28 protein-coding genes and 3 tRNA genes are annotated in these 21,794 nt (G+C 52.7%); all 31 read left to right on the top strand.

Annotated features, from left to right (window positions below; translation table 11 throughout):
- Positions 1-189 precede the first annotated feature (189 nt).
- The 31 genes from C4N24_RS15110 to C4N24_RS00985 all read left to right on the top strand — a co-directional run bounded on the left by C4N24_RS15110 (position 190) and on the right by C4N24_RS00985 (position 21,793).
- Positions 190-591: a hypothetical protein gene (locus C4N24_RS15110; RefSeq protein ID WP_146746780.1), complete on the top strand. Its 402-nt coding sequence runs from the start codon at positions 190-192 to the stop codon at positions 589-591.
- A 101-nt stretch (positions 592-692) separates the two neighbouring features.
- A complete protein-coding gene (locus tag C4N24_RS01125; protein WP_112089960.1) occupies positions 693-1,259 on the top strand; it encodes a hypothetical protein in 567 nt (188 codons plus the stop codon).
- A gap of 194 nt (positions 1,260-1,453) precedes the next feature.
- On the top strand, positions 1,454-2,041 hold the full coding sequence (locus C4N24_RS01120; RefSeq protein WP_146746779.1) for a ParB N-terminal domain-containing protein: 588 nt from the start codon (positions 1,454-1,456) through the stop codon (positions 2,039-2,041).
- 38 nt (positions 2,042-2,079) lie between these two features.
- A complete protein-coding gene (locus C4N24_RS01115; RefSeq protein WP_146746778.1) occupies positions 2,080-2,787 on the top strand; it encodes a hypothetical protein in 708 nt (235 codons plus the stop codon).
- Positions 2,780-3,625 carry a class I SAM-dependent methyltransferase gene (locus tag C4N24_RS01110; RefSeq protein WP_112089957.1) on the top strand — a complete coding sequence of 282 codons (846 nt, stop codon included), beginning with the start codon at positions 2,780-2,782 and terminating at the stop codon, positions 3,623-3,625. The genes C4N24_RS01115 and C4N24_RS01110 overlap by 8 nt, the downstream gene beginning before the upstream one ends.
- Entirely contained in the window at positions 3,618-3,929 is a 312-nt protein-coding gene (locus C4N24_RS01105; RefSeq protein WP_112089956.1) for a hypothetical protein, read from the top strand. The genes C4N24_RS01110 and C4N24_RS01105 overlap by 8 nt, the downstream gene beginning before the upstream one ends.
- A 13-nt stretch (positions 3,930-3,942) precedes the next feature.
- A complete protein-coding gene (locus C4N24_RS01100) occupies positions 3,943-4,404 on the top strand; it encodes a QueT transporter family protein (protein ID WP_181573019.1) in 462 nt (153 codons plus the stop codon).
- Between the two features lie 112 nt (positions 4,405-4,516).
- Positions 4,517-5,359: a helix-turn-helix domain-containing protein gene (locus C4N24_RS01095; RefSeq protein ID WP_112089954.1), complete on the top strand. Its 843-nt coding sequence runs from the start codon at positions 4,517-4,519 to the stop codon at positions 5,357-5,359.
- A complete protein-coding gene (locus C4N24_RS01090; protein ID WP_242983149.1) occupies positions 5,340-6,737 on the top strand; it encodes a DEAD/DEAH box helicase family protein in 1,398 nt (465 codons plus the stop codon). Before C4N24_RS01095 ends, C4N24_RS01090 begins: the two co-directional genes overlap by 20 nt.
- A 20-nt stretch (positions 6,738-6,757) precedes the next feature.
- Positions 6,758-9,106 (top strand): phage portal protein, encoded by a 2,349-nt coding sequence (locus C4N24_RS01085; protein WP_181573018.1) that lies wholly within the window; start codon positions 6,758-6,760, stop codon positions 9,104-9,106.
- On the top strand, positions 9,099-9,296 hold the full coding sequence (locus tag C4N24_RS01080) for a CPCC family cysteine-rich protein (protein ID WP_112089951.1): 198 nt from the start codon (positions 9,099-9,101) through the stop codon (positions 9,294-9,296). Before C4N24_RS01085 ends, C4N24_RS01080 begins: the two co-directional genes overlap by 8 nt.
- A gap of 65 nt (positions 9,297-9,361) precedes the next feature.
- Positions 9,362-9,437, top strand: a tRNA-Gly gene (locus C4N24_RS01075).
- A gap of 3 nt (positions 9,438-9,440) precedes the next feature.
- Positions 9,441-9,513, top strand: a tRNA-Gln gene (locus tag C4N24_RS01070).
- 7 nt (positions 9,514-9,520) lie between these two features.
- A tRNA-Thr gene (locus C4N24_RS01065) sits at positions 9,521-9,597 on the top strand.
- Between the two features lie 285 nt (positions 9,598-9,882).
- Positions 9,883-10,803 (top strand): phage head morphogenesis protein, encoded by a 921-nt coding sequence (locus tag C4N24_RS01060; RefSeq protein ID WP_112089950.1) that lies wholly within the window; start codon positions 9,883-9,885, stop codon positions 10,801-10,803.
- Positions 10,800-12,173: a DUF2213 domain-containing protein gene (locus tag C4N24_RS01055; RefSeq protein ID WP_112089949.1), complete on the top strand. Its 1,374-nt coding sequence runs from the start codon at positions 10,800-10,802 to the stop codon at positions 12,171-12,173. The genes C4N24_RS01060 and C4N24_RS01055 overlap by 4 nt, the downstream gene beginning before the upstream one ends.
- Before the next feature lie 3 nt (positions 12,174-12,176).
- A complete protein-coding gene (locus tag C4N24_RS01050) occupies positions 12,177-12,665 on the top strand; it encodes a structural cement protein Gp24 (RefSeq protein WP_112089948.1) in 489 nt (162 codons plus the stop codon).
- Positions 12,666-12,676: 11 nt separating this feature from the next.
- Entirely contained in the window at positions 12,677-13,741 is a 1,065-nt protein-coding gene (locus C4N24_RS01045; protein WP_112089947.1) for a DUF2184 domain-containing protein, read from the top strand.
- A 17-nt stretch (positions 13,742-13,758) separates the two neighbouring features.
- Positions 13,759-13,983 carry a hypothetical protein gene (locus C4N24_RS01040; RefSeq protein WP_112089946.1) on the top strand — a complete coding sequence of 75 codons (225 nt, stop codon included), beginning with the start codon at positions 13,759-13,761 and terminating at the stop codon, positions 13,981-13,983.
- Entirely contained in the window at positions 13,983-14,366 is a 384-nt protein-coding gene (locus C4N24_RS01035) for a DUF4054 domain-containing protein (RefSeq protein WP_112089945.1), read from the top strand. The genes C4N24_RS01040 and C4N24_RS01035 overlap by 1 nt, the downstream gene beginning before the upstream one ends.
- Before the next feature lie 12 nt (positions 14,367-14,378).
- A complete protein-coding gene (locus C4N24_RS01030; protein ID WP_112089944.1) occupies positions 14,379-14,909 on the top strand; it encodes a hypothetical protein in 531 nt (176 codons plus the stop codon).
- Positions 14,906-15,268 (top strand): hypothetical protein, encoded by a 363-nt coding sequence (locus tag C4N24_RS01025; protein ID WP_112089943.1) that lies wholly within the window; start codon positions 14,906-14,908, stop codon positions 15,266-15,268. Before C4N24_RS01030 ends, C4N24_RS01025 begins: the two co-directional genes overlap by 4 nt.
- Positions 15,269-15,290: 22 nt before the next feature.
- Positions 15,291-15,845: a hypothetical protein gene (locus C4N24_RS01020; protein ID WP_146746777.1), complete on the top strand. Its 555-nt coding sequence runs from the start codon at positions 15,291-15,293 to the stop codon at positions 15,843-15,845.
- A gap of 14 nt (positions 15,846-15,859) precedes the next feature.
- Complete coding sequence (locus C4N24_RS01015) at positions 15,860-16,903, top strand: DUF3383 family protein (RefSeq protein WP_112089941.1); 1,044 nt, start codon at positions 15,860-15,862, stop codon at positions 16,901-16,903.
- Between the two features lie 17 nt (positions 16,904-16,920).
- Positions 16,921-17,346 (top strand): phage structural protein, encoded by a 426-nt coding sequence (locus C4N24_RS01010; protein ID WP_112089940.1) that lies wholly within the window; start codon positions 16,921-16,923, stop codon positions 17,344-17,346.
- Between the two features lie 16 nt (positions 17,347-17,362).
- A complete protein-coding gene (locus C4N24_RS01005) occupies positions 17,363-17,878 on the top strand; it encodes a phage tail assembly chaperone (protein ID WP_112089939.1) in 516 nt (171 codons plus the stop codon).
- A 17-nt stretch (positions 17,879-17,895) separates the two neighbouring features.
- Complete coding sequence (locus C4N24_RS15220; RefSeq protein ID WP_181573017.1) at positions 17,896-18,048, top strand: hypothetical protein; 153 nt, start codon at positions 17,896-17,898, stop codon at positions 18,046-18,048.
- On the top strand, positions 18,049-19,983 hold the full coding sequence (locus C4N24_RS01000) for a tape measure protein (protein WP_112089938.1): 1,935 nt from the start codon (positions 18,049-18,051) through the stop codon (positions 19,981-19,983).
- Positions 19,984-19,989: 6 nt separating this feature from the next.
- Positions 19,990-20,553: a phage baseplate protein gene (locus C4N24_RS00995; RefSeq protein ID WP_112089937.1), complete on the top strand. Its 564-nt coding sequence runs from the start codon at positions 19,990-19,992 to the stop codon at positions 20,551-20,553.
- Between the two features lie 16 nt (positions 20,554-20,569).
- Positions 20,570-20,893 (top strand): phage baseplate plug family protein, encoded by a 324-nt coding sequence (locus C4N24_RS00990; RefSeq protein WP_181573016.1) that lies wholly within the window; start codon positions 20,570-20,572, stop codon positions 20,891-20,893.
- Between the two features lie 3 nt (positions 20,894-20,896).
- Complete coding sequence (locus tag C4N24_RS00985; protein ID WP_112089935.1) at positions 20,897-21,793, top strand: hypothetical protein; 897 nt, start codon at positions 20,897-20,899, stop codon at positions 21,791-21,793.
- Position 21,794 lies beyond the last annotated feature (1 nt).

The following is a 21,794-nucleotide window of genomic DNA, read 5'->3' as shown; positions in this document are numbered from 1 at the left end:
GCCACGCGCCTGACCCGGGCTTGTAATGAGATGCGGGCATTTCAAGCCCGCCACAAAAGTAAAATTGACTCTGGGAATCGGAGGAAGGCTACTGAAGCTATGCGGGACGTTTTAAGGGGAATCTGTGATTTCACGGTGCGTCTGCCACAGAATCGCGCTCCGCGTAATTATAGGGAAGAACGGCTTCGTATGGCGCAGGACGAGGGCGCCGAAATCGCATGGCTGGTTATGGCCGCGACGGTGCATCTGACGTTTGGCTTTGGCAAGGAGCGCCTTGCACGGTTGAAGAAAGAAGCCATAGACGGCTATCGACAGTACATCGGCTGGGTCAAGACAGACGGCGAGGACTGCGCCGAGGAATGGCTGAAGCGCTGCGTGGAACAGGCCTTGCAGGAAGAACTTGAAATGAACGACATCCAGAGCGGGAGCCACCCGCCAAAGCTGTACTATTCGTCTGGAGTGAACGTGGAAGATATGATTCGCGTGATGAGTGCTGTGTCTGCGAAGATGGCGGCAGAGCGGGGCATCAAGCGTGTGCCGCTGGCTGTTTTGAGCCAGAGTGAAATTTCTCGTCGCATGAGTGCCATTTGAGTAAACAAAAAGAGGACTGCTTGCGCAATCCCCCGAGAAAAGCAACTCTATTATACCTAAATTGATGGATTTTGGCAACGTAGAACAGGAGGATGCGCAAAATGACTATCCCGGAAGATATGATGGCGTTCATCGAAGAAACTGCCCGCAAAGCTGCCCGCGAGGGTGCAAAGGAAGTTGTGGCCGAGCAGGCCCGTAAAGCCGCAGGCCGGTGTGACCGCCGGTTGCGGAACACGAAGTTGCTCCTGAAGAACTATCGGATGTTCAAAAAACATTGCACGGGTGCGGTCTATACGGACGAGGCTGGCGAACATGATGGTCAGGAGGAAGAAACCGCACTGGAACTGCTGGACATGATGCTCCAGCGGAACAATGCCATTACGGTTGAATCCATCCGCAACAGCTGTCGGCGCACTAAAATCATGATTCGCCATATCGATGCAATGCTTGGCTTGTACGAAACCTACTGCGCCCAGAGCGACAATGAAGCTCTGAAGCGGGGCCTGCGCATCATCAAGGCCATGTACATTGACGAGACCGCCAAGCCTGTGGAGCAGATTGCGATGCAGGAAAACGTGAGCGCCCGGCAGGTTTACCGTGACCATGATGCAGCAGTGGATAAAATCTCAATGCTGATGTTTGGTATCGACGCATTGGAAATGTCTTAGCTCGATGTCAAAAAGATGTCATGGACGCGTCACGGCAAAAGTGGTACAATAATACCGTAAAATTCTAATCATAGCGCATTGCCCGCCCGGTTTCGCCACCGGACGGGTATTTTTATGCCCAGAAAGGAGGAAAGATACCGCCGCTCCCTAATTTGTTCCGCAACGCCAGCGGAAAAGCAAAGAAGGGAGAAAAAATGAATCAGCAAGTAGTGTATCAGGAGATTTCGCAGATCCATCCCTATGAGAACAACCCCAGAAACAACGAAGCAGCCGTTGGTCCGGTAGCCCAAAGCATCAAGGAATTTGGATTCCGGGTGCCCATCTTGATTGATGGAAAAGGCACGATCATTGCCGGACACACCCGCTATGAGGCCGCAAAACGGCTGGGCATGGACAAAGTGCCCTGCATCCGGGTCGATGACCTGACGGACGCGCAGATTAAGGCATACCGCATTGCAGACAACAAGGTGGCAGAGGCATCCTCTTGGAATGATGATGTGCTCCGCGCCGAAATGGATGCACTGCAGGCGCTGGATGTGGATCTGAGCAGCACCGGCTTCAGTGAAGTGGAACTTGATGGCCTGCTCCGGGATGTGGACGATTCCGATTTTGAGGAGTTCTTCACAGAGCCTGTCCAACAGCCGCCCAAAGCGGCCGATACAGGCCCGGGCCCCGAAAGCCAGCAATCTGGACAGCCTGCACCCTTTCAGCCCGCTACGGCGCAACAGAGCGGCTCTAAGCTTATCCAATGTCCGCACTGCGGAGAATGGTTTGAAACATGAGGCTGTGTTTGGCGGGAACCTTCCCGTCGGAGAAGATTGTGCGGGAAAACAGGCCGGAGTACGTTCTGGAGAGCTTTTTCTATATCAAGCCGTGGCAGGTCGAGGAAATGCCAAAATGGAAGATGTTTCTGCTCGACAGCGGGGCATTCACGTTTATGCACGGGGTAGAGGCTTCGTCAAAGCCGGTGGATTGGGACGGGTACCTAAGCAGGTATATCGACTTCATCAACCGCCACGATGTGCAGCACTTCTTCGAGTTGGACGTAGATATCATCGTAGGCTATGATGCCGTAAAGCGCATGAGAGCCCGCCTTGAAGCTGAGACGGGCAAGCAGAGCATTCCAGTCTGGCATCGCTCCCGCGGCCTTGACGAATTTAAAAGCCTGTGCAGGGACTATCCCTATATCGGCATCGGTGGCTTCGCAATCAAGCACATTCAGCCCAGCGAGTACGGCTACATCAAACGGCTGGTGCAGTATGCGAACGCCTGCGGGGTGCGGGTGCACGGTCTGGGCTACACCAAAAAGGACGCGGTTGACTTTGGCTTTTATAGCGTGGACAGCACCACATGGACTACACAGGTCAATTTTGGCGGCTTGTCCTACTTCAACGGCTCAGAAATGGTTGTGGTCAGACCCCCGAAGGGCATGATAGGCGCAGACTACCGGATTCGCCGAGAGTATGCGCTGAAAGAGTGGATCAAATACCAGAAGTACCTTGATACGAAAGGAAAATGGCGTGGATAAAGATATCGTATACCGCGTTGAGGATGGCATGGACAGAGAAAAAATTCTCTGCACCACCTACCAGATGCGGAATTTTTATATGCAGTTCAGAGACGGCTTCTTCACTAATCTGGACGTAATGAACTATATCCAGCACCTTGCCGCCGCCCACATGGCGAAAAAGGGCATGAACGTGCTGGATGTGTGCTGCGGCCGCTCTCTGATGCTCCCGCTGCTGCGCTACTACGCAAAGGATATTGCATCCTATACCGGCGTAGACATCAGCAAAGCGAACATCAAAGAGGCTATGCGCGGCGCAACCGCAAAGAACCTTGAACCTAAAGATCTGACTTCCTACTACCCGTTCCGGGTGGGTTGGAAGCTGGGCAACGTTGCTGAGATGTCGAAAGTCATCCCGGCGGGGTTTGCCGATTTTGTGATTTACACCTCTGCCATTGAGCATATGCACCCTACGGACGGCGCAAAAAGCCTTGCAGAATGCTACAAGGCGATGAAGCCGGGTGCAAAGATGTTTCTCTCCTGTCCGAACACCCCGGGCAATGGGTACCAGACCCAGTACCGCGCTCATGTCTATGAATGGGGCTACGATGAACTGAAAGCTAAGCTGGCCGAAATCGGATTCAACATCGTGCAGGAGGTTGGTCTGGTCACTAGCGTCCGGGAGATGGATGAGTTCTATTCCAAGCAGGAACCGGCGCTGCGGGACTTCTACACCCGTATGAAAGCCTATGTCCCATCTGCATTCCTCACAGCTTTTATGGCAATTCCGTTCCCGCGTGAGGCAAAAGAGCTGCTGTTCATCGTTCAGAAGCCGAAAGGAGAAGAAAACAATGGCTAAGTTTGAAAATCGCTACGGCGTGCGCAAAATCGTCTATAAGCAGAAATGCCGGTGCTTCTGCCCCATCGGAAAGACAGACTACACCAATGAATTTACTGTGACCATGGAGCCGGCAGAGATTATTCCGGACTACTGCGAAATCGACAAGTTCATCCGTGAATGTCTGGAAGGTGAAAATCTCGTCATCGAGGAAGCAGCCAGCAAGCTGAAGAAGAAGCTTGCTGAGGATGTGCACCCCAGCTGGATCATGGTCGAATCTGCGGTGAACGACGCATCCCACGGCAATGTGGTCGTTATGGTATGAGGGGGCATGGAATATGAGAAACACCAAAGCCCTATGCCAGACCGCAGTTGTCGCGGCTCTATATGTCGCATTAACCACCCTGAACCCGCTGTCATGGGGAGTCGTCCAGTTCCGGGTGGCTAATATGCTGTGCGCTCTCCCGTTCAAGGATAAGCGGTACGCCCCGGCGGTTCTGCTGGGGATTGCAATCGCAAATGCAACGAGTCCTTTCGGCCCGGTCGATGTGCTCTTTGGCCTGCTGGCTGAGGGGACTGCATACGCACTGGTGGTCTGGGGACCGTGGAAAAGGCTGGGGATTCTGTGGAAAGCAGTCATCCTCTCCCTGTCCGTGGCTCTGTTCATCGGCGTGGAACTGTCTATGATGGTCGGCGCACCGTTCTGGTTAACAAGCACTGGCCTGTTCGTGGGCACATTCCTGGCCGTGGAACTGGGAAACTTGATGATCTCCAAAACCGCTCTCGCAAAGGTCGTGTGAGAGGGGCGCGGCGCTGGCTCTGCAAAGGGCCGGCGCTTTTTCTTTGGAACAACACAACAGCCCGGGCAGATACCGGGACAGAAAATGAAGAAGGATAGTGGTGGCGATGTAGATGGAAACGCGAGATAAGGCGTTCACCCTTTATAAGAAAGGGATGGGATGCACCGAAATCGCAAAGAAGCTGGGCATATCGCTGAACACTGTGAAATCGTGGAAGAAGCGCTATTGGGATGCACAAAAGGGTGCACCCAAGAAACGCACCCCGCCGCACCCCAAGGGTGCATCTTCCAAGTGCACCCAGAAAGCCCCGCAGGATGGCAAGCCAAAGTCGGGCGCACCGCTTGGTAATGTCAATGCAGTTGGCAACCATGGAGGCGCGCCGCCGGGTAACCAGAATGCCTTGAAACACGGTGGCTGGTCTGCGGTGATGTTTGGCTCTTTTTCAGAGGAAAACCAAAAAGCCATTCAGGACTGCACGAAGGATGTTGATGCAGAAGACCTGTTGATACAGGAACTCCAACTGCTGACCGCCCGGGAGGCTTTTCTACTTCAACGCATTTCCGCTGTTCAAGAGAAAAAACAGCACATTCAGTCGGTGCATACCTCCAAGTCTGGCAGATCGTTTACTCGCTTGGACGAGGATAAGGAAAAAGAAGCCCGCGACAAGGAGGTTTACATTGAGCGGATAGATGCTAAAGTCGATCGGGAAGAAAGGCTCCCCGGCACCACCGTGGAAACATCAACCACCATCGAATCAAGCTACCTTATCGTGGAACGCTTAGAGCGGCTATTGACCGATGTACAGCGCCAGAAGTCCAAGGTGATACAACAGCTTGCCGACCTGCGCAGAATGAGCAACAGCGGCAAGAATGAGCTGGTAGACGATTGGGTTGCGGCGGTCGAGGCGGCAGACACGGAAGCGGAGGATGCGAACGATGGCACTGAGACAACGTGAAGTCTTTGCCAAGCGGATCCCGCTGTACCGTAAAGACCCTTGCTTATTCTTCAAAGAGGTCACTGGCTTCAAGCCTGATCCGTGGCAGAAAGAAGCCGCCACAGCTATTGCACAACACCGCAAGGTTTCGATTCGCTCAGGACAGGGCGTTGGCAAGACTGCCTTTGAAGCAAACCTAGTCCTTTGGTTTCTGTCCTGTTTCCCGTATCCGCGCGTGGTGTGCACGGCTCCGACCCGCCAGCAGTTAAACGATGTCCTCTGGGCTGAAATTGCCAAGTGGCAGGAACGCAGCCCTGTCTTGCAGGCTATGCTTGTGTGGACAAAGACTCGTGTTTACATGAGAGGACATGAGAAACGCTGGTTCGCCGTGGCTCGCACAGCCACCAAGCCGGAGAATATGCAGGGCTTCCACGAAGATAATATGCTTTTCGTGGTGGACGAGGCATCTGGTGTTGCTGACCCCATCATGGAGGCTATACAGGGTACGCTTTCCGGCGATAACAACCGTTTGCTGATGTGCGGAAACCCAACGCAGAACACTGGCACATTCCACGATTCGCATACCGTGGACGCCCAGTCCTACTACTGCATGAAGGTGTCCAGCAGGGACAGCCCCCGCACGAATAAGCAGAATATCGCTGACTTGGAGCGGAAGTTCGGCAAGAACAGCAATGTAGTCCGTGTCCGTGTTGACGGAGAGTTCCCGGAGAATGAGGACGATGTCTTTATTCCGATGGCACTCGCCACAAAGGCTGTCAATACTGAACCTCTGGAACATTGTACTCCAGTCAGGATCGCCATCGGGTGTGACGTTGCCCGCTTTGGCAACGATGATACGGCCATTGCACAGAACATTGATGGAGATATCCAAAAGCTGGTCACACGCCATGGTCAAGACCTGTACGCTACGGCAGACGATATCATTGCGATATATAAAACCCTGCGTGCAGCGTATCCGCAGTACCGCGGTCTTATTTATGCGGTCATTGATGATACCGGCGTTGGTGGAGGCGTGACCGACATACTCAACCGAGAAAAGATTCGGCAGAAGCTAACCAGGCTGATGGTCGTGCCGGTAAACTTCTCCAGCGCTGTGCCGGACAAGGAAGCCGCCGGGCGCTATGCAGATATCGCAACGTGGATGTGGGCGGTCCTACGGGATATGGCCACGGCGGGCACCCTGCACATCCCAAATGATTCAACCCTGATAGGGCAGCTTACCACCCGTAAATATATCTTTAGCGGCGCTCCTGCAAAGTTGAAACTTGAAAGCAAGGATGCCTTGAAGAAGCGTGGCCTGACCAGCCCTGACCGCGCTGATGCGGTAGCCCTTGCGCTATACGAGGGAGGCATCTTTGATGTACGCAGTCTGATATGATAGCCGGAAAGGAGAAAAAGGTGAAAAGAGTTATCCCCGGAAAAATCAAAACGCAGCTTCGCCTCGACGGCTATTACAACGTTCTGAACAAGTATGGCACCCAGCACGACAGCACTGAGTATTACCAGTGGGCAACCGGTGCAGCTGTGACGGATGCGGAATTGGCCGACCTTTATGCAGGAAACGGGCTATTCTCGACCATCATTGATGCCCCGGCAGACGATGCCACCAAGAACGGTATCGACCTTGGCATCAAGGATAAGGATTTGCAGAAGCGTCTTGACGACCATCTGCAGACCATCCATTACCAAAGCAAACTCGCGAAAGCGTTAAAATGGGCACGGCTGTTTGGCGGCTCTGCTGTTGTTATGCTGGTGGATGATGGTAGACTTCTTCAGGATCCGCTGAACTGGCGGGATGTTCATGGCGTGGAAGAACTGCTGGTTTACGGACGGAATGAGGTATTTCCGCTGTGGATCAACGGCTACGAAAACAATCCGGCAGATGAAGATTATCGCAAGGGCGGAACTGGCATCCCGGAGTTTTATCAGATAAACAGCGTGTACGGCAGCTATGTAGTGCATTCCTCGCGATGCTTAGTGTTTCACAACGGAGAAATCCCCGAAGGCTCCACGATGTCAAATCTCTACCGCACATGGGGCATCCCGGAGTATATGCACATCCGCGAAGAACTTCGCAATGCCTGCATCGGTCCGGGCTACTCCATTCGCCTGCTGGAACGGCTGTCAATGGTGACATACAAAATGAAGAACCTCGCAAACGTCCTGTCTACGGTAGACGGTGACGATACGGTTCTTCAGCGTATGGAAATGCTTGACCTTGCTCGTAATCTGTTGAACATGGTCTTCATTGATGCAGATGGCGAGGACGTTGGCATTCAATCCCTGTCCGTGGCGGGAGTCAAGGACATTCTGGACAATGCCTGTGCTATGCTGTCCGCTGTGAGCCATATTCCGCAGACAAGGCTCTTTGGACGCTCCCCGGCTGGCGAAAATGCCACGGGTGAAGGGGATATGGAAAACTATAAGGAGGCCGTGTCCGGCATCCAGTCCGGTGACCTCCGGGACAACACCCGCACGCTGGTCGAACTGATTCTGCGCGGAATGGCGTGGAACGGTGAAATCAATGAGGTGCCAGAGTATACCATTACCTACAAGAGCGCTTGGAGCTTGTCTGACGATGAAAAGGCTACGCAGGATCAGGCGAATGCTGCAGCCCAACTTACCAGAGCACAGACGGCTTCCACATACGTTACTGCTGGCATCTTGGAAACCGACGAGGTTCGCCGGTCTCTGGCACAAGATGAACAGTTTGACCCTGAAAACATCATCACGGAAGTGGATGTCAATCAGGATTGGGGGATGGCTGCAGCTGGGAATCCTCAGAATAAGATTTTCACTACTGGAGATTTTGACCGGTATAAAAAGAACATCGTCACGGATGAAGGTGACTGCGGTTACGTTGCCGGCTTCGTTCTGAATGATGGGAAAATCCTCTGCGGCCAACGCTCCGATGGGCAAGGCTGGTGCGGCCCCGGCGGTCATATTGAACCCGGGGAAACGCCGAGTATGGCATTCCGCCGGGAAGCAAAGGAAGAGTTCAATATTGACGTAGGGGACATTACCTATCTCGGTAACTGCAAGGGCAAGCCGGATGAGGTGCTTCCCGTTCAGATCTATCTCGTCAATGGCTTCGATGGCGTTCCTCGGTGCGACCAAAAGGAGATGTTCACGGCAACATGGATGCCCCCTGAACAGATTTTGAAACAGGACGTGCCCGGTGGTCTGGTGTTTGAACCGTTTCTCAGAAGCGTGAAAGAGTACCTTGACCAGCTGGGCATTACGTTGGATGATTTTGACGAGAGCAAGCACAACCGCGATGAAGATGGAAAGTTCTCCAATTCTGGCGGCTCTACATCATCAAAAGATGCATCGAGCAAGGAAAATTCATCAAAAGACTTGAATGATTCTCGAAGTCATGCTAAAATAAATTCTAACGCAGTTTCGGCAAAAGGCGCGAACACTTTCAAGGTGAAAGGATTCCACAACAAGCAGAAGCTGAACAACCACTGGCAGAATGGCAGAACCCACGCCGCTGAGTACGCTCCCGATGGCATTACGACAAAGGAACAGTACGAAAAACGGGCGGTTCAACTTTTGGAAAGCTCGTGCGGAAACGGCATAAAAGGCTACAAGACAAAAGAGGGCCTTGTGTGCCGGTATGACACGAAGAAAAATGACTTTGCAAAAGGTTCCCCAGAGAAGGGTGTAAGGACGATGTTCAAGCCTGACGATGGGGAAGATTACTATAAACGTCAGCTTGAATTGGAAGGAATCGAAGATGACTGAGAAAATCATCTGCCCGGTATGTGGGCAGCATAGCTTTGATGAAGACAACGATTTTGAGGAATGCCCTGTGTGCGGCTGGGTGAATGATGGCGTACAGAGAGCGGATCCTGATTATCGCGGCGGTTATAACCGCATCAGCTTGAACGAAGCTAAAAAGAAGTTTGCCGAAGGCAAAAAGGTGTTTGACTAAAATATTGGCATTGAGAGCCTTTGCAGGTGACGTGAAAGCGTCCCTCGCAAAGGCTCTTTTTGTTTGCAGTCATAGCTCAGTTGGTAGAGCGCTTGCCCTCCAAGCAGGATGCCGCGGGTTCAAGCCCCGTTGACTGCTCCATATCGAGGGTTGGCCAAGTTGGATAAGGCATGGGCCTTTGACTCCCAGACCGCCGGTTCGAGCCCGGTACCCTCGACTTTTATGCTGGTGTAGCTCAATAGGATAGAGCAGGCGACTTGTAAACGTCAGGCTGTGGGTTCGATCCCCACCCCCAGCACCACCCGCCGTACACCGTAATCGGCACCTCGATGGCATGAGGGGGCACTGACCTTGCTCCCAACAGACCGCTGCGAAGTGTTCTGGCCTGCTCCATGACAGAGCCAGCGCGGAGCCATAAACCGCGTTCCTTCCGCTTCGCGCTTGGACGGATGCGCGCTGTAAGCAAAAGGTCAAAATTCAAGTGCTGCATGCCATAAGAACAAAGACCCTGCATCAAGGTGGAGATGCAGGGTCTTTTTGATGCCTGCAAAGGGAAGATGGTTCCCAGAAAGATAAAGAGGTGGATATGCCTGTGAAGAATAATGGGCCTGGCATGACCGGGCGCTCTTCAATGACGAAAAAATCAAAGATCGAGCCGGAGTATCCGCAGTGGGCAGAAAGCAAGATGCGCGCAATTGAAAATCGGCGGTTGAAAGAACTGCAGAAGGTTGTGCGAGAATCTATGCCTGAAATCCTTGCTATCGTTGCGGAAGAACAAAAAACCGGCTCCGACAGCATCAGACATGATGGATACAGCGACATGGTTCGCCGCATCCAGAACAGGTTCCGCATTATGCGTGACCGGCTCAGTCGGCGGCTGAAAACCGATCCGTTGGAACGGGATGTTCGCCGGTGCGCTGACTACACCGACCGGCGGCAACTTAAAGAATGGCAGCGCAGCGTGCGCGCCACGCTGGGAGTGGATATCCATGATGATTTCTTTCTCGGCGAAAGATATGACCTGATGCTTAAAAGATGGGTTGAGCAAAATATCAGCTTCATTACCAGCATTGAAAGCGACTGCTTCGATGATATGGAGAACGTCATTATTGAGGGTTTTGCAAAAGGCCGCACCCCGGCGGCGATTTCCAATGAAATTCAACGCCGGTTTGATGTGACAAAGTCGAAAGCAAATCTTCTTGCGCGTGACCAAGTGGGCACTCTGAGCGCGAATCTGACCCGTACAAGGCAGGAATCCGCTGGGGTAGAGGAATATATCTGGAGTTCATCAGGCGATGAACGTGTGCGTGAATGCCACCGTGAACTTAACGGTCAGAAATTCCGCTATGATGACCCGCCGGCCATGTGGTACATGACAAAGCACGGCAAAGTGTACAGCGGGCGGCATTGCAATCCCGGAGAGGACTACCAGTGCCGCTGTGTTGCAAAACCTGTCTTTAACTTCGATAGGCTGAATTCTGTAGCCTTTAAGGAGAAAAAACAATGAAACAGAATACCCCGCCGCTAGTCCTTCGGAGCGAAATGCGAACCGACAGTGTACCTGTCGATGAGCATTACAGCGCCGAGGGATATTTTTATGATAACCCCATTCTGACCCGCACGGGCATCTTTAAGTACACGCTGGAAGATGGCTCGGAGCGTCGAGAATTGCGTAGACCGGAAGATGTGTTTGACCCGGAAAGCCTTGCAAGCTATGAGGGAAAGCCCATCATCATAACCCACGATGCGCGAGTGATCGACAAGGACAATGCCCGCCGGGAGAGAGTGGGAACAATCCTGACCCCCGGACAGCAGGACGGAGAAACCGTCCGAGCAAGAATCGTAATTGATGATCCCGATGCCGTAAAGGCATCGGGTCTGCGGGAACTGTCTGTCGGGTACTATCAGGATCTTATCATGGAACCCGGAGAATGGAATGGAGAGCCGTATGATGCAATCCAGACCAATATCCGTGTGAATCACCTTGCGCTGGTCGCTGTCGCCCGCGCAGGTGATGATGCACGCTTGAACATGGACAGCCAAGATAACAATGGAGGTACACCCCCTATGGACGAGAACGAGAAGATGAACAACCCCACGCAGGACGATGATACTACTGTGGAAACCACAAAGCCCACTGCCGATGATGGCGAGACTCCCAGTGCTCCTGCGGCGGCTCCTGCCCTTGACCCGGCAGGCCTTGAAGCAGCACTCAAAGCCTATATCGCGGCCACCAACGGTGCTACCGCTGACGATGAAAACGACCCGGCGGCTGGTGACACCACTGATAAGCCCACCAAGGACGAGGGCGAAGGTGACGACCCTGCGAAGCCGGACGTGCTGGCAGACATTACCGCCCGCCGTGATGCTATGGAAGATGGCCCGGCCAAGGCGGACATCAACACCCTGCTGTCTATGCTGGATGCCGCAAATGCCCGCGCTGATGCTGCAGAGGACGACACCAAGCCTACCGAAGATGAGGATGATACCTCGGACGATTCCAGCAACCAGCTGAACCATGACAGCGCCGCATCCATTGCCGCGCAGGTCAGCCAGCGTGTGGAACTGTGTCGGCTGGGCGATAAGCTGCATCTGGATGGCATGGAATCCATGCCGGTAATGCAGGCAAAGAAAAAGGTCGTTCATGCCGTTATTCCGGGCATGCGTCTGGATGGCAAGAGCAAAGCCTACATCAACGCGGCTTTTGATATCGCAAAGGGTAAAATCAATGGTCGCAAGACTGTGGCAGACCAGCGTCGTCAGGTGTTCAATGCCGATTCCGCAAATGCGGCAGTCCGCAATGTGGGCAAGAAGAACAACCCTGACGAGGCCCGCGATCGTATGATCCAGCGTCATGCTGGCGAGAAGGAGGACTAAGCTATGAGCAATATGGCAGTACAGATGAACTACGGCGAGCCTAGCCGCGGTATGCCCGGCCTGCTTTATGACCGTGCGAATTACGATGCAGTCACCCGCCGGAACAGCGCAGAGGATGGCAAGCTGTTCTTTGGCTGCGGCGTTGTGCAGGGTGCGGAGCCCGGCAAGGACATCACTCTTCCTGCAACCGGCGCGACCGCCGAGAAGTTCGAGGGCGTTGTGATGTACAGCGCCAATACGGAGATGGACGATGATGGTGCTGTGCTCCTGCACAAAGGCCAGATTCTGGATGTCTGCCAGACCGGCAAGATGTGGGTGCAGCTGGCCGATCAGGCGGAACCTGCTTATGGTCAGCCGGTTTATCTTGTGATTACCGGCGACGATGCAGGCAAGTTCACCCCGACCAAGGGCACCAATCTGGCAGTTAAGGCCCGCTTCATCGGTGCGGCCCAGAACGGCATTGCACCCGCCCAGTTCGCAGAGCAGATCTAAGGAGGTTCAATATGGCTAAGTACAATCCTTTCGACCCCGCCAACGGTTACAGCGAGGAAGACCGCCTTGCCTTGAACGGCAAGTGTGCCTCCCTGATTAACCAGGCATATAAGAACCCGTTCCCCGGCACGAAGATTCGTCTGGATGGAGCCGACAATGCAGGCATCTTCTTCGCCAAGCAGCTGGCGCATGTCAAGACCAAGGCGTACGATAAGGACTTCCCGGAACTGTCCGGCCTGAAGATCTTCCCTCAGACCAGCGAAACCGATGAGGGAGCTGCGTATATCGAATACTACAGCTATGAGCCGGTTGGCTTTGCTGATGTTATCGCCAACTACGCCAGCGACCTGCCCCGTGTCGATGTGAAGGGCACTCCCCATCGTGCGGAAATTGTCAACATCGGCGACAGCTACGGCTACAACGTGCAGGAACTGCGTGCCTGCCGCCGCAATGCGGTGCTGGGTATTATGAAGTCTCTGGACTCTGCGCGTGCTGAAGCGGCCCGCCGAGTGTACGATGTCAAGGTGAATCACCTGATTTGGCACGGCGACGAGAAGACGGGAATCATCGGCGTTCTGTCCTCCGGCAATAACATCCCCATCTATACACTGCAGAACGGCGCAGCCGGTAAGGCCGACTGGGCATCCAAGACCGCAGACGAGATTGCGGCCGACATTGCCGGCATCCTGAACTACATCGACACCCTGACCCAGAATGTGGAGCACCCGGACAGCTGGGTCATGCCTAACGACCTGTACACCAGCCTGAACCTGCGCCGCATCGATGGCACCGGCGAATCTGTTCTGTCCTACATCAAGGATCACACTCCCCAGATTAAGAACTGGGAAGTTGCCGGCGAACTGTCCAAGGGCAACAAGGACTATAACAGCACCGGCAAGAACATCGGCCTGCTGTATACCAAAGACCCGGACAAGATGTCCCACGAGGTTCCCATGGCTTTCCTCCAGCACGCGCCGCAGGATCGCAATCTGGAAATCGTTATCAACTGCGAGGGCCGCGATGCAGGCATGATGATTCCTTATCCGCTGTCTGCTTGCCTGGTCTACGGTCTGTAAGAAAGGAGAAACCGACTATGAAGGTCAAAAACATTTCGGTGAAGCCCATCTGCATCGGCTCCATCTCTCTGCTCCCCGGCGAAACTGCGCAGGTCGATGCAACCTATGATGATGCAATGGCATTTTACATCAGCATGGGCCTGCTTCAGGAGGTTCAGGAGAAAAAGGCGCGCGGAAAGAACGCAAAGGCCGATTCCGAAGCTGACGCTCCTGCCGATGCTCCTGCGGGCGGTGAATCTTGATGGATTCTCCTGACGTGACCGCCATTACCAAAATTGTAAAGAAGGTTGGCACCGAGTTCGAATCCGCTTCGGACGAGGACATTTCTTTTTGGATCGACCTGCAAGCGCCGGTCATTTCCAAAAAGAAGTTCGGCGCAGATTACAATCTGGCGGTGGCGTTGCTGGTCTGCCATGCTATGAAAATGGCTGGCAATGGTGACAGTTCTCTCGGAACTATCGCAAACACTGGTCGCTTAGCCAGCGTTTCCGAAGGTGGCGTGAGCATTTCCTTTGCCACCAGCACCGCCGGGACCACCGGAGATGCTGAGTACCAGCTTACTTCCTACGGCTTGCAGTTTATTTCGATTCGGAACCGGCATATCGTGCCTATCATGATTCGATAAGGAGGCCTGCCCATGGCGATAGCCAATGACATCGGCCTTGATCTGACGCCAGAGGGCAGGGCGGCGATGGATCGCCTGAACGAACTGTCCAGTGTGACCATAGAGGTTGGGTATCAGGCAGACCAAAAGGCGGCCGACGATGAAACATCGCTGGCCGAGGTCGCCTACTGGAACCACTACGGAACCCTCCACAAAGACGGTTCGGTGATGATTCCTGCCCGTCCTTTTATGGACACCATCAAAAAGCACTCGGAAGAACTGGCAGAGTTTTCGCAGCAGGCTCTGTCCTCATTGGAAACAGCCGATTCAGTTGTCAATGCGATTGGTTCGCAGGCAAAGTCTATGATTCAGGATGCAATCAAAGATGAGGAATGGGCACCCAATGCGCCCATCACCATCGAGGGCGGCTGGATGATGAACGAATATGGCAAGAAAGGCCCGGTGCCTGTGCATATTAAAGGGAAGAGTTCCACGAAGCCCCTGATTGATACAGGTGCCTTGCGTCAGAATTGCCAGTACGTTATCAAGAAAGGAAAGAAATGAACATCTTTAAGCAGATGTACACCGTGCGCCGCTACAAGGGTACCAGCTGGGATAGTGGTACGTCCGAAACAACTTACTCGGATATGCAGCTTCCACTTGATGTGCAGGCCAAAACGCGCCGCAATCAAGATGATGCTTCCGGCCGCTCTACGACCGGCGTTCTGACTGTGTATAGCGATGCCCAGCTTCTTCCTACGGAACCGGATAAACAGACAACGGGAGATCGTCTGCTTTACATGGGGCAGTGGTACGCCTGCAAATCGTCCATCTACTGGGGAAACACCATCCTGAAGCACTGGATATCAGAGTTTGAAGCTGTTGAGGGCGAGAAAGGGGAGAATGCCAATGACACCAGCTGAGTGCCGCGAGGCGGTTCGGCTCATGTTTGTGGAACTGTACCCCCATTGCACAGTGATTTACAGCTATCCCAATTCCGTTCGTCCACCGCTTCCGTATGTCGTTCTTGACTTTGAACGCATCGAGCCGGTGAACTCGTTTGAGTACGTCAAGAACGGGATTCTTTGGCAGGAAAAATGCAAACGCATTCCGTTTTCTGCTGAACTGGTCACCGAGAGCAAGACGGAGCACGCTGCCGGGGTGAAAAAAGTTAGTTTGTCAACGGTCGTGGACGACCTTGAACAAGCTATTCAGTTTTTTGATAGCCAATACGCAGGTGACAAAATGCGCGCCATGAATATCACGGTATGCACGGAAGGGTCACCTGAACCAATCCATAACAGCGCGCCCGGCGTAGAGAGGGCGCGCTGTTCTTTTTATGTGGATTTTGTGCAGCGTACTAAGGAGTACGCCGCCTTGGCTCCGATTGACGGCGAGTATTCGGAAGACCATGCCAGTGCAGCATCCAAAAAAGTTGCAGACATGGAAGCCGGATGGTTTGACGAAGTCGAAGTCAAAAAAGAAATCCGAAATGAGTAAAGGAGCGAGACCACATGAATATCGACAAAATCGTTGAGGTCAATATCCAGATCTCCGAAGCGATGTCCATTGATGGTGGTTATGACACCATCCTCATTGTCGGCCCTCTGCCTAAAGCCCCCGGCGGTCGCGTTACACCTGATGTTGCCGGTTATGCGAGCTTGCAGGACCTCAAGAGCGCCGGATTCGCAGCGGACGACCCTGTGTACATTGGTGCCAGCAAGGTGTTTGGGCAGTCCCCAAAGCCGCCCGCGGTAATGATCGCAGTGCAGAAGCTGTCCAGCGGCTCCACCGAAAAGGTGGATGTGACTCTTGACCGAGCCATCGGTATGCCGGGCTGGTACTGCATCTGCCCGGCGGGCATCAAGGAGGACTTCTACCAGAGCATTGCCGACTGGACAGAAGCCAATGAAAAGCTGTGTATCTGCGAGACAACCGGCATTTCGTCCTCTCCGGTATCGGATGCAATGCTTCGCACCGCGGTCATTCACGCTACCGCCGAGAACGACTGCGTGAACTGTGCTTACGCCTCCCGGTTCCTCTCCTATGACCCGGGCAGTGAGCAGTGGTGCTTTAAGTCCCTTTCCATGGTGTCTGCACAGGGACTGTCCACCACGGATATTGCAAGTCTGGAAACACGCAATATCTCGTATTACACAACTGTTGGCAGCAAAGCCATGGTGCAAGGTGGCAAGGTGAGCGGCGGCGAGTGGATCGACACCATTCGTTTCCGTGACTGGCTGAAGACCGAAATTCAGTCCAAGGTGCTGAACTTGCTTCTGGGCTTGCCCAAAGTGCCTTATACCGATCAGGGCATTGCGCTGGTGCAGAATGCTGTCATTGATGCGCTGGAAGAGGGCGTGCGTGCTGGTGGCATTGTGCAGGATGCTTCTTCCGATGATGGAGAAGCGTCTCGTGCATATACCGTCACTGTGCCGCGCGCGGCCGATTTGGATGCCGCAACTCGTAAGAGCCGCCGTCTTACCGGTGTGACATGGACAGCACAGCTGGCAGGTGCCCTGATCGCCGCGAAAATTGGCGGCACACTGAATTACTGAGAAAGGAGAACCGCTAAATGCGTGGAGATGTAACCGTTTACTCCCCGAAAAACGTTCTGTGCACCATGGGCATTCACATCGCGTCTGGTTTTACGGAGGATGGCTTTATTACCATTACTCCGCAGGGTGATGGCGTGACGGATGAAGCCGGTGCAGATGGCGAAGTGGTCATTTCGATTCCGGATGATCCTCGTTATGAAATCAAGCTGGTCCTGCAGTACGGCTCCAAAACAAACAACTGGCTGCTGAAGCAGTACAACAATAACAAGCGGATCCCGGGCAGCGGCCTTTTCAATATGCAGATCAAGGATCTGGGCTCTAACCCGGATTTCACGGCGTCCAAGGCATGGGTTTCCAAGCCTGCCCCGTGCGCTTACGGTAAGACCGGCCAGAGTCAGGAGTGGACACTGCGGGCTGTTGGCAAGATGGAACCGAAGAACTGAAAGGAGAAAACCTGATATGAAAATGAAACGCATGGAGATGCGCGACATCACGGTTGGCGAATACCAGTTCAAGGTTCGTCCATTCGGTGCCAAGGATGCCACCTACATTTTTGGCGATGTTGCATCTATCATCCTGCCGATTCTGGGCACCGTGTCGGTTGCTAGCGACGATAAGGATGCTGTCAACATGGAAATGTTTGACGGGATGGACATGGACAAAGACTCGCTGGTCAAGGCACTTGCCCGCATCAATGGCAACGCATTGAGCAAACTGGTGAGTGAGCTCCTGCTGGATCACAGCAACATCCGCGTTTTGGATCCTGAGAAAAACACTTATGAGGTCATGGGCGAGGATGATTTTGATGAAATTTTCTGCCAGTACCTCGCCGGAATGCTCAATCTTTGTGCTGAGGTCATTCGCTTAAACTTCAGCGGTTTTTTCAAAGATGCGAGCACCCTCTTTGGAGGCCTTATCAAAGTGCGCCGGGCGGGCAGCTCGAACAGTACGGAGAGTTCGACAACGACAGAGTAACGAACCTTGAATGGATTATGTATACCCTGATTCGTGAGCGGGTGGCTTCGATGTACGAACTGACCTATGTTTATAATCTGGATGAAATGCTAAAACTCTACGACCTGATTATGATGCAGCGGGACATTGAGTACGCCAAAAGCCAAGAGGACAGAAGGGGGGATACATAAGTGGCGGCGAAGGAAACTGTAATCGGAAAGTTCGTCAATCAAATTCTGTTCAAGGTCGATAAAAGCTCTGTTGATGACGCAAAAAGCGCTATCAGCGAAGTAAAAGGCTTTGCAGCTAAAGCACTTGGAGCAATCGGCATCGGCTTTTCCTTTACTAAGCTTGCTAGTCTTGCAGAGGAATTTGGCAGTATCAACGATACCATCCGCGGGGCAACCCGCGAGATGGGAGATCAAGCGGATATTCAGCAGAAGATTCTGCAAGGGGCTCAGGATTGCCGTGAAGAATACGGAGCCATGGCCGGAGATGTGACAAAGCTGGTGCAGTTGAACAGTAAACTGTTCCCGGTTGATGATGCTGTGAAGTTTGTTTCGCTTGTCGAAAAGCTGGAAAAGGGCTCCGGCAGAGAAGCAAATCTTGACAACACCATGAGTGTACTGCAAAAGGCTATGTCTTCGGGCAAGCTGGACAAATCTGGCTTCTCCAACTTAAAAACAGCTGCCCCGGAGGTGGTGAAAGCCATTTCGTCTGCAATGGGAGTGTCCGAAAAGCAGCTCCAAAATCTGGCAGAGAGCGGAAAACTTTCCGCAAAGCAACTGAAAGAAGCGTTCTTTGCGGCGGAAAGCGACATTCAAAAGAACTTTGATGAACTCGGTTTCGGCATCGGGGACGCTCTTACTTATGTCAGAAATCAGTGGGGGCTTTGGCTTGCAGGCGCAGATGACATGCTTGGCATCACAACCAGTATTGGCAAAACAATAAAAACCATAAGCGATTTCCTGATAGGAAAAGCACAACGGCTGACTTCGTGGCTGAAAAATATTGCCGAGAAACTTGGCGGCGTAGAACAGTTGTTGAAGCTGATTGCGATGGTCGCCGCAGCTCTGTTCCTTGCAACCAACGGAAACAAGATTCTGTCTTTCCTAGTGGGCGCAGTGAAACTCCTGCAAGGATTTAATCTGCAAACTGCCCTTGCGGCCGCAAAATGGCTCTTACTGTTCCTTGTGCTGGAAGATGTTTTTACTTTCCTGCAGGGCGGCGATAGCGTCTTTGGGCGACTCCTGAGCGAGGCTGGTGTTGACGTTGACGCATTGAGAGAGAAAATCAGTGCGTTCTTCGAGGGGGCAAAGCAATTTGGCCGAGACGCTCTTGATTCGCTGGGTCAGTTCTGGGAGGAACACAAAGGTGCGATTTTAGTTGTTCTGCAAGCCCTTTGGCAAGGACTAGTTGACCTGACCGCAGACATCATCACACTGGGCGGGCACCTATTCGACCTTCTGGCTGGCTTGATTACCGGCTTTCAGACCGGTGATTGGACGCAATTCCTGACAGGCTGTAAGGAACTGTGGCAAGATTTCCTCGATATTCTGAATGGTTTGGGACGCGCTGCTTTTGGCGAAACATGGGAGCCACTGAAAGAAAGCGCACAGGCAATTTGGGATTGGCTGAAAGGATTCTTTGACTGGTTCGGCGATAAAATCACCTGGGCTAAGAACCTGTGGAACGGCGTAAAAAATTTCTTTGCCGGTGGAAATGGCGGTGATGTCGATGATTCTGATGGCGGGGACGGTCCTGATAAGAATTCGCCTGGTTTTAGAGGCATGGGAGGCGGAAAATCCTCTGGTGGCAGCGGCCGCACAAGCAATGGTAAATCACCGACAGGGACGCAGACTTCCTCTGGGAGCACTGCCACAAGTAGAAATGCTGCCAGTGCATTTATTTCGGGAGGAAGGCCGGTGTCTACAACAACGGCATCACAGCGGCCGATTGCTCAAACTACGAACACCAAAAACATCACTGTAAAACAGGAAAACCGACAAAGCTACACGTTCCAAGTGTCTGATCGCAATGCCGCATCCAAACTGCAGTCTACCGTGAGTTCGCAGTCCTCGCAATCTACGAAAGATTTGACGCATGCGCTTAATTACGGGAGGTGATGCCTGATGGAAGCGACACAGCCCGCACGCTTGGGAGATTTTGAATTCGATGCTATCATCAAACGCCCGGAAACATTGTCCAGCAAGATCCCGGACTACGCAACGGAAGAAGGGTATAGCGCCAGTGACCACATCTGTCTGGAAGCGGTGACGCTTGATGTCACAGCTGTGATTTCTAACGCGCCGATTACATGGGCGGACCGGCACCCGGCATCATCGAGCCGGGTACAGAGTGCTGTCGAGGAGTTGCGGCAGTTGTGGGAGAAAAGAACACCGATGACCTTTACGGCCGGCGGTGACAGCTATGAGAATGTCTGCATCGAGAGCGTGACGTTCCCCAAAGAGGAAAGTAACTGCGAACGTATTGAACTGAAATTGAAGCAGGTGTCTATCAATTCGACAGAAACTGCAAATATCAGCATAAAGTACGCTCGCGGAGGAACGTCTAAAAAGAATACCGGTGCGAGCCAGAAGAGCACCTCCACGGCAAAATCTTCCAGCAGCGGAAAATCTTCTTCCCGCAGCAGTATTCTTTGTTCTGGGGCAAAAGCCATAGGATTGTTTAAGTGAGGTATAGGCGATGGATTTGGAATACTATGAAATCTCTGTGCCGGACCGAAACGATTCCATCATGCGCGTGAACCTTGATGAAGTGTACTACAATCTCCGGCTGACATGGAACGCATACGGTGGCTTTTGGATGCTCAGTATATATGACGCAGAAATGAATATTATCCTCGGCATGGCGCGGCTCGTGCCGGGGACGATTTGGAATTTCTACTATCAAACCCAAGGAGGTCCACCGGGCGTTCTTGGCGTTGAAACGGAGCAGGAAACAATTGGCCGCAACGATTTTGTGGATGGAAAGGCAAAATTGTTATACCTTCCTGCAAAACAGCTTGGAGTGTAACAGATGGACATCTGGGATAGACAGTACCGAGTAAGAATCGGGAAAAATAATTCTGTTGGCCGCGAAATCGGAAAGCCTAACGAAAAAACGAAGAGGGTTATCCGATGTTCCTTTTCCTGTGAAATTGGCGATAGTTCAAGTTCTAATACAGGGAAAATCACACTTTGGAATCTGGCGGATGAAACCTTGCGCCTTTTGGAGCAGGAAGATTGCCTGATTGAACTGCGTGCTGGATATGGCGATGACCTGCCTGTTATTATGGGCGGTTCTCTGACGTGTTTTGAAACCGAAACAAACGGCGCGGATCGACAGACCACAATTGAGTTTGTGGATAGCTTTACATCCGCACGAGATACAACGGTGAGCCTGAGTTATTCGGGTGTTGTGAACGGAGAAAAAATCGTCAGGGATGTTGCTCAAGAAATGGGGTGCGAAGTTAAGCTTTCTCCCAAGGCTAAAATGATCGACTTTAAGAATTTTGCTTTTGTTGGCACAGGAAAGACGCTTATCGGGCGACTGTGTGATAGAAGCAAGCTTCGTTGGAGCGTTCAAAACGGAATCGTTCAAATATGTGCTCTGGATGAACCTCTAACGATGGCGGCTTATGTCCTTTCGGCTGATTCCGGCATGATTGGTTCACCGAAGCCTTTCTTTGAATCCGCATCGACCAGTAGCAAATCTTCAACGAGCAAGAACGCGAGTTCTAATACGACCAAAAGAAAGGCCAAAAAAGGCATTGAAGTTACATATTGCCTAAATGGCCATATTCAGATTGACGATTATGTGAAAGTGGAATCCAGAGAGTACAAGGGGAACTACCGAGCGTCAAAAATCAGGTTCACCGGCGATACGGAGGGCGACGATTGGCAATGCGTTGGGCAGTTTGTGGAGGTGAAGTAGC

The organism is Faecalibacterium prausnitzii (genome assembly GCF_003287405.1).
GTDB classification, from domain to species: Bacteria; Bacillota; Clostridia; order Oscillospirales; family Ruminococcaceae; genus Faecalibacterium; species Faecalibacterium intestinale.
Note: the sequence above shows the minus strand (reverse complement) of the source record. Positions and strands in the feature narration are given on the sequence as shown.